The sequence below is a fragment of the Aquimarina sp. MMG015 genome (assembly GCF_018100855.1).
Taxonomy (GTDB): domain Bacteria; phylum Bacteroidota; class Bacteroidia; order Flavobacteriales; family Flavobacteriaceae; genus Aquimarina; species Aquimarina latercula.
Genome location: NZ_JAGJEB010000005.1, coordinates 288,454 through 302,885, shown reverse-complemented (window position 1 = coordinate 302,885; position 14,432 = coordinate 288,454). Strand labels below are relative to the sequence as shown.

Below are 14,432 nucleotides of genomic sequence, written 5' to 3'. Positions count from 1 at the left end.
AGCCTGTTAATAATTAAGGAAGCCTAAACGAAGTAGAAGAAAAATTAATGAAAAATCCATATTCAGACGAGACATTTTTAGCAAGGTGGTTAAATAACGATCTAAATGATAAGGAGAAAGCGGAATTTGAAAAATCAAAAGATTATCAAAAATACATCACTATTATTGATAAAATAGATAAATTACAATCTCCTAACTACAACAAGAAAGAAGTTTTTAACACTATTAAAAATGAATTACAAGAAAAACCAAAAGTAAGAACTTTTATTACTAAATGGACTTATGGCGCCGCGGCGGCCCTGCTAGCTCTTATAGGACTCTTTTTTTTCTTTAACAATACTACTACTCACGCTACAGATTATGGAGAACAAATCACCATTGAGCTTTTAGATGGATCTGAAGTCGTTTTAAATTCAAAATCGGAATTAAAATTCAAGGAATCAGATTGGGAAAATCACAGAAAAGTTACCCTGACAGGAGAAGCTTTTTTCAAAGTTAAAAAAGGATCTAATTTCGTTGTAGAAACTGAATCCGGAAAGGTTAAAGTACTAGGAACACAATTTAATGTTAATGCACAAAAAGATTATTTCGAGGTAATATGTTCTGAAGGTAAAGTAAAAGCTATAGAGCATAATACTGCTAAAGAAGTTATTCTTACCAAAGGAAAAGCCTTTAGAGTTGCAGATAACATAGTTGAAAATTGGGAGACCGAAATAACGGAACCTAGTTGGATGTCTGGAGAAACAACCTTTACAAACACTCCCTTAAAACAAGTAATACAATCTTTAGAAAATCAGTTTAAAATTTCTTTTGATAAGAAAAACATTAATCAAGATAAACGTTTTACAGGTAGCTACAATCACAATGATATTGAACTAGCTTTAAAAACAATCTTTGTTCCTATGGAAATTTCATATACTTTTAACAACGAAAACCACATAGTTCTCGTTAAGGAATAAATGAAATCTTTTTTTTTATCTTTTTTTGTACTTATTTATATTAACTGTTTTTCTCAAACTACGGTCAACAAAAGATATGAGAATATATCACTACAAGAGTTTTTAAAAATCTTGGAAAAATCCAATGAAATTAAATTCTCCTTTAATCCTGAAATAGTAAAAAACGAATCAATCAATATTTCTGAAATAACATCTCTAGAAGAAGTTCTTAAAGAGATTCAATCTCAAACCTCTATTCTTTTTGAAAAAATCAATGACAGGTATTATGTAATAAGAAAAAAGAATCAAAAAGGAAGAATTTCAATTTGTGGGTATTTATTAGACAACTTAACAAAAGAACCGCTACCAGAAGCTTTTATTAATAATAAAAACCAAGCTAAATCTACAACATCAAATCATAAAGGTTATTTTCAATTATTCTTATCAAACCCCAATGACACCATTAATATCCAATTTTTAGGGTACAAAAACAAACAGTTTATTGCTAAAGAATTAGAAAATAGTGATTGTATCAAAATACTACTATCCGAGGATGATTTCCAATTAGGCGAAGTAGTAATTACAGAGTATGTGACTTCTGGGATATCTAGACAAGGAGCTAGTAGTGCAGTAAACATAGACCCCAGTAAGCTAGGAATTTTACCTAGACTAGTAGAACCCGATGTACTACAAACACTTCAATTTCTTCCTGGTATTCAAAGCCCTACTGAAACCGCTTCTGGATTACATATTAGAGGTGGCACACCTGATCATAATTTAATTTTATGGGATGGAATAAAAATGTATAGTTCAGGTCATTTTTTTGATTTATTATCCATTTTCAATCCATACATAACTGAAAACATTAAACTCTACAGAAGCAGTACTGAAGCTAAATATGGAAATAGAATTTCTGGAGTTGTAGATATCGAATCCAAAAATGAGATTCCAAAAGATTTCGGCTTTGGTTTTGGTTTTAATATGACTAATGTTGATGCTTATATCGAAGCTCCTATTGATGATGATTTTGGCGTGATTATATCCGCAAGAAGAGCGTTTACTGACTTTATTGAAACATCTACATTTCGCAGCTATTCTGATCGTGCGTTTCAAAGTATTCGATTTTTTGTAGACAATCAAAAACTGGATCAAGAAACTGTAGAAAATGAAAACGTATTTTATTTTACTGATCTAACTGTCAAAGCAATTCTAGACTTATCTAAAGATGACAAATTAGTAATTAGTTCGATTTTTACCAATAATGACCTTAACTACACACTCAACATTAAAAATATCCAAGGATTTAGCGAACCATTTGATGAAATCCAAAAAGACAATTTAGAATTTGTAAATCAAGGAGCTAATATAAAATGGGAAAAAAAGTGGAACCATAATTTTTCTCATTCAGCTAATATCTATTTTTCTAATTATGATTTTAACTATAACGGATTAAGAGAATCTAGAGCAAGTATTGATGGGTTTCTGTTCTTTGATAATAATATAGTAGAGGAGAATACAATTAGAGATTCTGGTGCCTCTATTCATACTAATTGGACAATAAATACTAAACACAGTTTTGCTTCTGGTTATGATTTTTCAACCAATGATGTAGCATATAAAGCTGACTATTCTTTTGACAATTTTTCTTTTGATGAAAGTAACAGTAATATTACCCATGCCATATTCGGAGAATATAAATTTAACGCCAATGAAAAACTTAAAATAAGCGCCGGATTTAGAGGTAATTATTTCTCTGTTCTTAATAAAACATATTGGGAACCTAGAATAAACTTAGAGGTCAACCTATCAAAAAACATCATAACAAAATTGGCTGCCGAAAGAAAGAATCAAGTAATTAGCCAAATATCTAATTATTTACCAAATGATTTTAACCTAGATAATCAAATATGGTTATTGGCGGATTCAGAGTTTGTATCCATGCTTAGTAGTGATCAAATATCTACTGGATTTACTATTAACAAAAACGACTGGTATATTGATATTGAAGGATATCATAAATCAACTAGCGGACTTACTTCATTTGCTAATGGTTTTAATGGGGTTTTAGACTTAGAAACGGGAGAAAGTAAAGTTTTTGGAATAGATGTATTAATCAAAAAAAGAATAAAAAATTATAGAACTTGGATTGGGTATTCATACACAGATCAAGATTTCAGATTTGAAAATGTAAATGACAACCAATATTTTCGAGGTAATTTTGACATTAAACACTACTTATCTTGGATACACAGCTATCAATGGAATAATTTCGAATTTTCATTAGGATGGACTGCAAGAACTGGTCGACCTTATACTCCCGCTTTAGGTATTACAGAAACTAATGAATTTATTCTTATTGACTACGGAGAAGTCAATAGTGATCGGTTAGACACTTATCATCGTTTAGATTTTTCTGCCTCTTATAAATTTAATTTATCAAAAAATGACGCTTGGCAAAGCAAAATAGGTTTATCCTTATTTAATCTTTATGATAGAGAGAATACTTTAAATCGAACATATAGTGTTAGATTTGATAATAACACTTACTTACTGCAAGAAGTAAACACCTTTTCTGCCGGAATTACACCTAATATATCTTTTAGAATAGATTTTTAAAACAAAAAAACCATCCCAAACAACAAGTTTGGAATGGTCTATAAAAAGTTCAAAGCTTTATTTTATACTATAATTTATTATTAGTATAAATATTCTAAAGCTACGATGTCAAAGCTACTAAATTCTCCATCTTCACTGCCGTCAAAACAAGAGATCATTAAAGAACCTGAATCTAAACCGCTCTGACCCCACTGATTTGCAGTAGGTGTACCAGGAATATTAATTGCTCCGATACTACCAGCAGTTCCTTCGTTACTGTTATCACATCTTCTACGAGCATAATCAGTATGTCTAAAACCTAGAGCGTGACCTATTTCGTGTCCGATTACATGCTCATTAACATTATTTACGTTACTTCCACCGAAAGTTCCAGTTCCATTTAAGATTTGGATAAACTTTCCTGGTCTTCCTCCTTCTGGAAATTCTGCTTGACCACCAGCTCCGCTACCATTATTGTTATAAACAACCATATCAGCAGCTTGGAAATTAGTTCCAAAAGTTAATCTAAAATTTAAAGTAGTACTAATTCTGTTATAGTTATTAACAGCCCATTGTAAACCTGTCTGCATATTACTCGTTAATGCATTACCAGATCCTGTATATCCTAAAATATCAATAGTTCTGTTAGCAGTAGAAACTAAGTTATTCGTTCTGTATTGCTTATTAACACCATCTTCTGAATCTTCTAAATCATAACTTCCTTTCTCAATCTCAGAAAGTTTCATCATAATATCTCCAGAAAGAACGTATTCCTCTTCTATTCCATTAAGAAGTGTAATCTTTTCAATAGTAGCATTACCAGGATTAACTCCTGTAGCCCATATTTTATCCTGTAAATCTTTACTTAATTCTAATGAAACTGGTTGTTCATCATTTGTGATTTCGTCTTTTTGGCAAGATGTAACCACACCCGCAGCCATAGCGCAAAGCGCTAAAAATTTTAATTTTTTCATTTAAATTGTTGAGTTTGTGTATTATTACAGAATAGATCCGTTTTAAAATCTATTCTGTAAGCAAATATTTTTGTGAAAGCTTTGAACTTTTTTGAAAATTTTTGCAGCTTGCAAGTTATACATTTATTTCAATGAAACAACAAAAACCTTGAATAATTTATTACAAATACGAAAAAACTATAAAATAAATTTATTAAAAAACCTTAAAAAGGCACGAAAATACCAATTCCATAATTTAAGAAAACAAATCTATAACAATCTTATTTTCAATATCCTTCATAAAAAAAACCACCTTGAAATTTTATCAAGATGGTCTTATAAAAAGATTCAAAGCCTTTATCTTATATAATTTTTACTGTATACTTAGTTTTAGTATAAAGCGTTTAAAGCAGTAATATCTGTACTTGTGAATTCTCCGTCTTCTCCAGAACTAAAACAAGCTAACATTATAGAATCCGCTCTATCAGAACTTGGAGTACCGTTAATTAAGATTGCTCCAACTCCAGCAGTTCCTTCATTAGTATTTTGTCCACAACTCTGACGAGTTCTCCAATCTTGGTGACGGAATCCAACAGAGTGACCGATTTCGTGAGTCATTACGTGCTCTACTACATTTGTACTAAAAGAATCCGTACCAGCATTGATCTGAACTCTTTTAAATGCTTGTCCACCAGATGGGAATCCAGCAGATCCACCTCCACCACTACGGCCATTATTATAAACAACCATATCGGTGTTATTAAAGTTACTTTGGAAAACAAGAGATAAGTTAAGAGATGTATTTAATCTATTATAATTATTAACAGCCCATTGTAAAGCAGTTCTCATTTTGCTCGTTAACGCACAACAAGATCCCGTATATCCAACAACTCTAAAGCTACGATTGGAACCAGTAACCAAATTGTTAGTTCTGTATTGCTTATTAACTCCGTCTTCTGCATTACCTAATGCGTGCATACCAGAAGTTAATTCTGTTAATGGAATAAAAACATCAGAAGCTTTAACACCTTGTACAGCTGGATCTCCTGGAAGACCTTCCATTGTAAAATACTCGGCATCCGCAATATTAAGTCCAGCATCAGCAAGTGCATCCAAATGGGCTTTTGTCAATGCTGCAGTTTCAGGTTGTGTTTCGTTGTTAATTTCGTCTTTTTGGCAAGATGTGATTACACCAGCCGCGATAGCGCAAAGCGCTAATACTTTGATTTTCTTCATTTTTAAAAAGTTGAGTTTGTGTAGTTACTATTAACAAAATAAATCTTCAACAAAATTTATTTTGCCTGCATTTAATTTAGTAAAGCTTTGAACCTTTTTAAATTTTAAGCGGGTTGAAGATATGATAATTTTTTTAAAATATCAGTTAAATATTTAAACAATCCTCTAATAATAAGGCAAATACATATATTTAATTCAATAAAGTAGTGTAATTAATAACAAATACATATCCTTAAATTACACAATAAAACCGATTAAATGCATATTTAAAATTAGCACTCAACTTAGCGATTAAGCAAAAAATTATGATAATATAAGAGATGTTATAGAATTCATAAGTATTTTATTTTTCACAAAAAATGTAGTCTTTTTCTTTCATATTATAAATTTTTAACTAAAAAGTGTTAAAAAAAAATTAATATCGGCTTTAGCACTTGTTTTTCAAAAAAAAATATGTGGTCTAATCTTATAAAACTTCATTCTTCTAAAGAAATAGACAAATATGGAACCTCAATAACTTAGTATCATCATGATATATATTGTAATTTTTGGGCAAAAAAAAGTTCAATAAACAATGTTATTGAACAATTATTCCTATGAATATACTTTTCTATACGATTTCGGCACTTAATCCAGCTTGAAGTAACTTGGAACATCTAGGCACCAATTCTTCGTAAACTCCTGTCTTTACCGTACATTTTCCTTTATAATGAACTAACATTGCACATTGTTCTGCTTGAACTGGTGTGTGTTCGCACGTATATATTAATGTTTCAATGACATGATCAAATGTATTGACATCATCGTTATACAAAACAATTTCATTATTATTTTGTTCTACTGTTTTTTCTAAAACTTCTTCTAAAACCTTTTCTTGAGTGCTCATCTCATTAATTTTATGCAAATATACTATTTCGAAAAGAAAAAATTATCGTCTCTCACATTATTTTAACCTGTAACCAGCTGCTATCCAATTATTTCTATCAAAACACTCAACAAACTCCAAATTATTGTCTTTGCATTGCTTCGTAATTAACTCTAAATCCTCTTTATAAAAACCACTTAACAAAAGAACACCATCAGTACATAATGTATTGGCATAGGTAGAAATATCTTTCAACAATATATTTCTATTAATATTAGCTATCACTACATCATACTTTTTACCCAGTAATAACGCAGCATCTCCTTCATAAGCGGTAATATGTTTACAATTATTTCGCTCTACGTTTTCAATTGTATTTAAATAACACCAATTATCAATATCGATTGCATCTATAGGTTGTGCTCCTTTCATCTCTGCTAAAATTGCCAAAACACCAGTTCCACATCCCATATCTAAAACCTTTTTATCTTGTAAATCTTGTTTAAGTAAGTGCTGAATCATCATATGAGTTGTCTCATGATGACCTGTTCCAAAGGACATTTTCGGTTCTATCACGATATCATATTGTAATTCTGGCTTTTCATGAAAAGGTGCTCTTACACCACAAGTATCATCGACTACGATTGGAGTGAAATTCTTCTCCCACTCCTTGTTCCAATTTACCTGTTCTATTTCTTTAGTAGAAAAAGTAATTTCGAATTCATCGGAGCTTAGTATATAAATGTCATCTAAAATACTCTCTTTCCATTCCTCCTTTTGGATAAAGGCCTCTAACCCCTTTTCTGTTTCAACAAAACTCTCAAAACCAGCATTCCCTAATTCTGCTATCAGAATTTCTGTAGCGGGCTGCAATGGTGAAATATTAAAATAATAGCCTATGTATATAGGTGTAGTCATCTTTATTTAAATTAGGCAGCAAAGTTAATACTTTGACTAACAAAAAAGGTATTCGCACCTACGAATACCTCTTATTTATTTTCAAAAATATAATTTAAAATGAATTAGCGATAGCTGCAAAACTATCAGGGTCTAATGAAGCTCCTCCTATTAGTCCTCCATCTACATCTGGTTTTGCAAAAATCTCTTTAGCATTTGCAGGTTTTACACTTCCTCCATACAATATAGAAACATTTTCTGCAATTTCTGTATTAAAGGCGTCTCCTATAGTTTTACGAATAAAAGCATGCATTTCTTGTGCTTGTTCTGGACTTGCAGTTTCTCCTGTTCCTATCGCCCAAACTGGCTCATATGCTAAAACAATATGCTTCCAAGCATCATTATCTAATTCAAATAAAGCATTTTTTAATTGCCCTTCTACTACATTAAAATGGTTTCCGCTTTTACGATCTTCTAGTTCTTCTCCAAAACAAAAGATAATAGTCATTTTATACTTCAACGCTGTATTTACTTTCTCTTCTAACAACTCATCTGTTTCCCCAAAATAAGCTCTACGCTCACTATGACCAAGTATAACTGTTTCTACACCTACACTTTTTAACATATCCGCAGAAATCTCTCCTGTAAATGCGCCACTTTCTTCTTGATGCATATTTTGTGCTGCTACATCGATATCAACTTCTTTAAGTTCTTCGAAAGCATAATAAAGATTTGTAAAGGTTGGAGCTACGATTATTTTAGCTTCTGGTGAATCTTCAAATTTTGCCTTTAATTCTGAAAGTAAAACTCCTGTCTCCGCAAGATTTTTATTCATTTTCCAGTTTCCTGCTACAATTTTTGTTCTCATTAATTTTAATTTATGTGTGTGGTTTTTATTTGGTTACAATTCTAAAAAAGATACTTACACCCTTATTCTAGGGTCTAGCCACCTGTATATAAGATCTACAAATATATTGATTAAGATAAATACAGAGGAGATTACGATTACAGCTCCCATAATAATAGGAAGGTCTGATGTATTTAATGCATCTACTATTTCTTTACCAAGACCGTTCCAACCAAAAATATATTCTACGAAAACGGCTCCTGCTAACATGGATGCAAACCAACCAGAAATAGCCGTCACTACAGGATTTAACGCATTTTTTAATGCATGTCTTTTAATTACCTGAAACAGTGATAAGCCTTTTGCCTTAGCTGTACGTATATAATCCTGACTCATCACTTCTAATAATGAATTCCTCATTAATTGAGTTACTACTGCTAATGGTCGTACTCCCAAAACTATTGCAGGCAATATTAAATTTTTCCATTGAATATAAGTTCCTTCTCCAAAATCATCTACTTCATATAAACTTCCTGTCATATTAAGGTTGGTATACTCGTGTAAGACATAACCAAACAACCAAGCAAAAATAATAGCACTAAAGAAAGAAGGGACACTCATACCAATAGTACTTATCAATTGAATTAATCGATCTGCCCATTGATCCTTAGTCAATGCACTAACGATACCCATAGAAATCCCTAGAAATATAGCTATTAAAATAGCAGACACAGCAAGTACTGCTGTATTTGGTAAGGTTTCTTTAATCACCTGACTTACTTTTTTACCGTTCTTCTGAAAGGACTCTCTTAAATATGGGTACTTAAGAACTGTTTTTGTTTTACCAATTGTAAATAATGAAAGGCCTGTATATTTTTCGGTGTCAAAAAATGAAAAGTCATTTTCTTCTATACTATGAAATGAAACTGGCGAAAGATCATTAAGATAATATCTATATTGTGTACTCAAAGGAAGATCAAAGCCATATTTTTTATTAATAATGTCTAATTGTTCTTTATTTTCATTCTGTCCCATCATCATTTGCGCCGGATCTCCAGGAAGAATAGTAAACAGAAGAAATATAACAGTAATTACTCCTAATAAAGTAAGTAATGCATACCCAAATTTATAGAAGTATTTAGTCATTACTAATTTGTCTTTTCTTTCAACTTTTCGACCTCTTCTAATGTATAGACTTTATATTTAAAAGTATCTCCATATAATCTTTTAGCATATTCCTCTATTGTAGTATTATATCCCGCATCTTTTCGGCGTTGATTAACATTTTCGACATCTTTAATTGGCCAAATAATCTTGATTGGTGTATTCGTATTATGATTCAATGTTGTTCCTTGGGTACCATATACTTGTTCTTCACCAATGCTCATTAGATGTCGGTCTTCCATCATAGCTACTAACCTAAAAGGAATTTCATCTTCTTCTCCAGCTTTTTTAATCAATGGAAGGTATTCATTTATTTTATTAGAATGCTGAATCACAAACCAAGCGGTTTTATTGGTCGGTTCTCCCACTAAACTTTTACCAGGGTATCCATGTTTTTTAAAGATTTGTTCTATAAACACTGTATTCGAAGAATCTATTGCACTCTGTTGTTGCCATAGATCTGTAGTTACTTCCTTTTCTGTTGCTCCAACTAACTTAGCAATACTATCTCGCTCCTCTACTGTCTTAGCTTGCATTAATTTTCTAAACTTTTGGTCTAGTTTAGCGATACTATCTAACTGAGATTTTAATCGTACATTAATTCTAGGTTTAGGCGGTTCTACTTTTTCCAAAATTAACTGATCAGCATCATTCCAGTGCAGTTTTTCTGTAATGGTTCCCGTATTTAGTTTTACTATTCCAGGATTTGATCTTAATATTGTTTTAAGAGCAGTTTCATCAGTACTATAAAAATCAAAACTTAAATTATACTGTTGTTTTTTCTGAGAAACTTCTTGAGGAGAAGATGCTGTAAGACCTATTACATCATACCCTTGAGCCATAGCCTTATCAGTAAGCCCTTTTATCTTGTTCATTCCTTCTCCTTCACTTTTTGATAAATTATACATTACAATAAGCACAACATTTTCTTTTTCTAAAAATTCTGTGGTATAATCTTCTCCATCTTTTTCAATGGCAAAATCATGAATAGGTGGTATGTATCCTTCATTAATCATTTCTGTTTCTACACCGATATACTTGCCATCAACTTGTGGATATTCTCCACTAGTCGTTACAATTTCTTCTTTACCATTTACGTCAAACTTCCAAGAGTACTTAAACTCTGCCTCTGGAGCCCCATCCGGAACTGACATTCCTTCTTCTATATTTGTTCCTATTTTATAAGCTCTAAAATCGAATGAAGGCAAATGCATTAATACGTGATACGAAAATGCTAAACAGGCCGTAAAAGAAACAAACACAATCCATTTATGAGAAGCTTCCGGGAGAATAGGAGTTATATATTTTCTTCCAAAGAATAATATTAGAATAAACACTAATAGAATAATATCTTTAGTAAAAGATTCCCAAGGAGTTAATGGCAGCGCATCCCCAAAACATCCGCAATCAGTGACTTTATTAAAGTATGCCGAATAAAAGGTGAGAAATGTAAAAAAGATAATCATACCCAATAATGACCATACCGTAAACTTGGGTAGATACCCTAAAAGCAACGTAATTCCAACTATTATCTCAAAAATACAAAGGAATACTGCCATAAGTAAAGCAATTGGAATCAAGAACTCCATATTTAATACGCCTTCACTAAAATATTCTTGTAGTTTATAGGAGAATCCTAAAGGATCATTAAGTTTAATAAAGCCTGAAAATAAGAAAAGAGCTGCTACAAATATTCTGGAAAAACCAACAAGTATTTTCATCATTAGAATAGTAATTATAATTTATTTTGAACAAGATAATAGGTTTACATCTTGTTACTTTTAGTTTAACAGTATTTTATAAAACCTGCATTATTTCGCTTCACCTAAATGGATCATCGCAAAAACTGCATAGTTAATCATATCTTGATAATTCGCATCGATTCCTTCACTCACCAATGTTTTACCTTTATTATCTTCAATTTGTTTTACTCGTAACAATTTTTGAATAATTAAATCAGTCAATGAACTAACCCTCATATCACGCCAAGCTTCCCCATAATCATGATTTTTATTCATCATTAGTGTCTTTGTAATATCAATATGTCTATCATACAATTCTGTAGCTGTATCTGTCGACAAATCCGGTTGTTCTGCAATTCCATTTTCTAATTGTATTAAAGCCATAAGGCTATAATTTATAATTCCAATAAATTCAGAAACCTCTCCTTCATCTACTTTTCTTACAGCATTCTCCTGTAAACCTCTAATTCGTTGTGCCTTTATAAAAATTTGATCTGTAAGTGATGGTAATCTTAGAATTCTCCAAGCGCTACCGTAGTCTTTCATTTTATTAATGAAGAGATCACGACATTTCTTAATTACCGCGTCATATTGTGTTGACGTATCTTGCATATTACTGTTGAATTTTGCGTAAATTTCGCTTTAATATGGCAATTATACCAAATAAACATTAAAAATATAGTATAAACTCTTCTATGACTATTAATTGCAAAGGTTCTTTAATCGATCTCTCTACTCCAAAAGTGATGGGTATTTTAAATCTAACACCAGATTCTTTTTATGATGGAGGAAAATACAAAGACGAATCACAGATTTTACATCAAACCGAAAAAATGCTGCAAGAAGGAGCGACCTTTATAGATCTTGGAGCATATTCATCTAGACCAGGTGCAGATCATATTTCGATCGAAGAAGAAGAGAATAGAATTTTACCAATAATTACATTACTTCTCTCTAAGTTTCCTAATACTATTTTATCGATTGATACCTTTAGAAGTAAAATTGCAAAACAATGTATAGAAGCTGGTGCATCAATTATCAATGATATCTCTGCTGGTAGTCTAGACAAAGAGATGATTAAAACTGTCGGTAAGCTCAAAGTCCCTTATATTATGATGCATATGAAAGGTACACCACAAACCATGAAATCTTTAAATCAATATGATAATCTGATTAAGGACGTGCAGCTTTATTTTTCTAAAAAAATAATCGAAGCCAGAAAAGAAGGAATTAACGATATTATTATCGACCCTGGTTTTGGTTTTGCAAAAAATATCGACCAAAACTTTGAGCTCCTAAAAAAACTTGATTTATTCAACCTTCAAGGATTACCAATTCTAATAGGCGTATCAAGAAAATCAATGATTTACAAATCATTAAAAATTGACCCATCTAAATCTTTAAATGGCACAACATCCTTAAACACTATTGCGTTACTAAAAGGTGCTTCGATTTTAAGGGTACACGATGTAAAAGAAGCTATGGAATGTATTACACTAATGAACAAATATAAAGTACAGACTTAAAGTTTTTTAAAACGATGCTTTTTCAAGCTTTTCAAATCAGAGTTTCACTAATTTTTCTATTTTTACAAAAAGACCGCATTTGGATTTAATCAACCTTAGAATATTAGATGTCCTAGATATCGTACTCGTGGCACTCTTGCTATACTATATCTATAAGTTGGTTAAGGGAACAGCAGCAATTAACATTTTTATAGGTATCGTAATGATTTACTTGGTTTGGAAGCTTACGCAGTTTCTAGCCATGGAAATGCTAAGTAGTGTCTTAGGAGAGTTTATTGGGGTGGGAATGTTTGCTTTAATTGTTGTTTTTCAGCAAGAAATAAGAAAATTCTTATTAATGATTGGATCTACAAATTTTGGAAGACGAAGAAAATTTCTAAGACAACTAAAATTTATTAGAGACACTCCAGAAGATAGTCTTACGGATGTTGCTGCTATTGTTAAAGCTTGCACGAAAATGGGAGACACATTCACTGGTGCATTAATAGTAATTAAGAGGAATACATCATTAGATTTTGTAAAAACATCAGGAGATGAACTTGATATTTTAGTAAAGACACCAATAATAGAAAGCATTTTTTATAAAAATAGTCCATTACACGATGGTGCTATGATTGTAGAAGATAATAGAATTGTTGCTACACGAGTAATTCTCCCTGTGACTAACGACAGAAACATTCCTTTACGTTTTGGATTAAGACATCGGGCAGCTATAGGTATAACAGAAAAAACAGATGCACTAGCATTAATTGTAAGTGAAGAAACGGGGCAAATATCTTATGTTAAAAATGGAGAGTTTGTAATTTTTAAAACTCCTGAAGAATTGATTGAAAAAATAACAAGGGATTTACAATAATGAGCAACTACCCAACTAATATAAATCATTGTAAAAATTGTGGTTTTCAGATTGATCACTACTCCTTTTGCCCTGATTGTGGTGCTAAAAAAATAACGAAACGCATCACATTTAAAAACTTAACTCAAGAATTTAGTGATCGATTTCTTAATCTTGACAATTCATTTATAAGAACATTTATACACCTATTCACCCAACCGAATACTGTAATTGACGGATTCATTCATGGTCTAAGAAAAAGATATGTAAATGTTTTTAGTTACTTTGCTATTTCTCTAACTATATCAAGTTTATATAGTTTCATTCTCGGTAAGTATAAAGATGTAATCTTCTCGAATGTATTTACAGATGCCAATCAAATTAAAGCCTCAAAAGTAGCTTCTGATTTTTCGTTTGAATATCAATCTGTGATCTCATTTTTAACCATACCGATTCTAGCTTTGATATCGCGACTGGTATTTATAAACTATAAAAAATATAACCTTACTGAACATTTTGTAATCTACTTATATGCGTACTCACATATTACTATGGTTATAAGTTTTATTACTTTACCACTACTTCTAACCGTTAAAAACATATACTTAATTCTATGGGTTCAGTTCCCCGTTTCCATTATTTATATTGCATACGTACTTAAAAGTCTTTATGAGATAAATCTAAAAAAAATGCTAATTAAGACCTTGTTTTTTATTATAATTATGTCTGTTTTATTTGTGATTTTTAGCATAATCGTAGCAATTGTAATGATGAAAACAGGTGTTATGACCGGTGAATCAACATCTTCTATTTAATTAATATTTTAAAAAAACA

General features: G+C 31.2%; 13 protein-coding genes. 5 read left to right on the top strand and 8 right to left on the bottom strand.

Features of this window, described 5'->3' with window-relative positions:
- The first annotated feature begins 47 nt into the window (after positions 1-47).
- Together J8L88_RS11845 and J8L88_RS11840 are read left to right on the top strand one after the other, a co-directional pair.
- A complete protein-coding gene (locus J8L88_RS11845) occupies positions 48-959 on the top strand; it encodes a FecR family protein (protein ID WP_211060823.1) in 912 nt (303 codons plus the stop codon).
- 111 nt (positions 960-1,070) lie between these two features.
- Positions 1,071-3,554 (top strand): TonB-dependent receptor domain-containing protein, encoded by a 2,484-nt coding sequence (locus tag J8L88_RS11840; protein WP_211060822.1) that lies wholly within the window; start codon positions 1,071-1,073, stop codon positions 3,552-3,554.
- 80 nt (positions 3,555-3,634) lie between these two features.
- On the opposite strand, the gene J8L88_RS11835 is transcribed toward J8L88_RS11840, so the two are convergent.
- From J8L88_RS11835 to J8L88_RS11800, 8 genes are all read right to left on the bottom strand, one after another.
- The gene (locus tag J8L88_RS11835; RefSeq protein ID WP_211060821.1) at positions 3,635-4,507 is read right to left on the bottom strand and encodes a M57 family metalloprotease; all 873 of its coding nucleotides are present in this window, start codon (positions 4,505-4,507) and stop codon (positions 3,635-3,637) included.
- Between the two features lie 369 nt (positions 4,508-4,876).
- Positions 4,877-5,722, bottom strand: a complete 846-nt coding sequence (locus J8L88_RS11830) for a M57 family metalloprotease (protein ID WP_027392495.1) — start codon at positions 5,720-5,722, stop codon at positions 4,877-4,879.
- 610 nt (positions 5,723-6,332) lie between these two features.
- Entirely contained in the window at positions 6,333-6,608 is a 276-nt protein-coding gene (locus J8L88_RS11825; RefSeq protein WP_027392496.1) for an ATP-dependent Clp protease adaptor ClpS, read from the bottom strand.
- 57 nt (positions 6,609-6,665) lie between these two features.
- Positions 6,666-7,505, bottom strand: coding sequence for a 50S ribosomal protein L11 methyltransferase (prmA, locus tag J8L88_RS11820; RefSeq protein WP_211060820.1), 840 nt, complete (start codon positions 7,503-7,505; stop codon positions 6,666-6,668).
- Positions 7,506-7,599: 94 nt separating this feature from the next.
- Positions 7,600-8,352: a triose-phosphate isomerase gene (gene tpiA, locus J8L88_RS11815; RefSeq protein WP_211060819.1), complete on the bottom strand. Its 753-nt coding sequence runs from the start codon at positions 8,350-8,352 to the stop codon at positions 7,600-7,602.
- A gap of 54 nt (positions 8,353-8,406) precedes the next feature.
- Positions 8,407-9,477 carry an ABC transporter permease gene (locus J8L88_RS11810; protein ID WP_027392499.1) on the bottom strand — a complete coding sequence of 357 codons (1,071 nt, stop codon included), beginning with the start codon at positions 9,475-9,477 and terminating at the stop codon, positions 8,407-8,409.
- Between the two features lie 2 nt (positions 9,478-9,479).
- Positions 9,480-11,219, bottom strand: a complete 1,740-nt coding sequence (locus tag J8L88_RS11805) for a BT_3928 family protein (RefSeq protein WP_247666468.1) — start codon at positions 11,217-11,219, stop codon at positions 9,480-9,482.
- 87 nt (positions 11,220-11,306) lie between these two features.
- Complete coding sequence (locus J8L88_RS11800) at positions 11,307-11,849, bottom strand: DUF1599 domain-containing protein (protein WP_027392501.1); 543 nt, start codon at positions 11,847-11,849, stop codon at positions 11,307-11,309.
- 83 nt (positions 11,850-11,932) lie between these two features.
- Between J8L88_RS11800 and folP the strand changes: the two genes are divergently transcribed.
- The 3 genes from folP to J8L88_RS11785 all read left to right on the top strand — a co-directional run bounded on the left by folP (position 11,933) and on the right by J8L88_RS11785 (position 14,413).
- Positions 11,933-12,763: a dihydropteroate synthase gene (gene folP, locus J8L88_RS11795; RefSeq protein WP_211060818.1), complete on the top strand. Its 831-nt coding sequence runs from the start codon at positions 11,933-11,935 to the stop codon at positions 12,761-12,763.
- Between the two features lie 79 nt (positions 12,764-12,842).
- Positions 12,843-13,619, top strand: coding sequence for a diadenylate cyclase (locus tag J8L88_RS11790; RefSeq protein ID WP_211060817.1), 777 nt, complete (start codon positions 12,843-12,845; stop codon positions 13,617-13,619).
- Complete coding sequence (locus J8L88_RS11785; protein WP_051336052.1) at positions 13,619-14,413, top strand: DUF3667 domain-containing protein; 795 nt, start codon at positions 13,619-13,621, stop codon at positions 14,411-14,413. The genes J8L88_RS11790 and J8L88_RS11785 overlap by 1 nt, the downstream gene beginning before the upstream one ends.
- Positions 14,414-14,432: the final 19 nt, after the last annotated feature.

What these genes read in the sequence shown, in the direction of transcription:
- J8L88_RS11805 (WP_247666468.1), bottom strand. Translation starts at nt 11,219, where the DNA reads ATGATGAAAATACTTGTTGGTTTTTCCAGAATATTTGTAGCAGCTCTT.
- prmA (WP_211060820.1), bottom strand. Translation starts at nt 7,505, where the DNA reads ATGACTACACCTATATACATAGGCTATTATTTTAATATTTCACCATTG.
- J8L88_RS11830 (WP_027392495.1), bottom strand. Translation starts at nt 5,722, where the DNA reads ATGAAGAAAATCAAAGTATTAGCGCTTTGCGCTATCGCGGCTGGTGTA.
- J8L88_RS11800 (WP_027392501.1), bottom strand. Translation starts at nt 11,849, where the DNA reads ATGCAAGATACGTCAACACAATATGACGCGGTAATTAAGAAATGTCGT.
- tpiA (WP_211060819.1), bottom strand. Translation starts at nt 8,352, where the DNA reads ATGAGAACAAAAATTGTAGCAGGAAACTGGAAAATGAATAAAAATCTT.
- J8L88_RS11810 (WP_027392499.1), bottom strand. Translation starts at nt 9,477, where the DNA reads ATGACTAAATACTTCTATAAATTTGGGTATGCATTACTTACTTTATTA.
- J8L88_RS11785 (WP_051336052.1), top strand. Translation starts at nt 13,619, where the DNA reads ATGAGCAACTACCCAACTAATATAAATCATTGTAAAAATTGTGGTTTT.
- J8L88_RS11825 (WP_027392496.1), bottom strand. Translation starts at nt 6,608, where the DNA reads ATGAGCACTCAAGAAAAGGTTTTAGAAGAAGTTTTAGAAAAAACAGTA.
- folP (WP_211060818.1), top strand. Translation starts at nt 11,933, where the DNA reads ATGACTATTAATTGCAAAGGTTCTTTAATCGATCTCTCTACTCCAAAA.
- J8L88_RS11845 (WP_211060823.1), top strand. Translation starts at nt 48, where the DNA reads ATGAAAAATCCATATTCAGACGAGACATTTTTAGCAAGGTGGTTAAAT.
- J8L88_RS11835 (WP_211060821.1), bottom strand. Translation starts at nt 4,507, where the DNA reads ATGAAAAAATTAAAATTTTTAGCGCTTTGCGCTATGGCTGCGGGTGTG.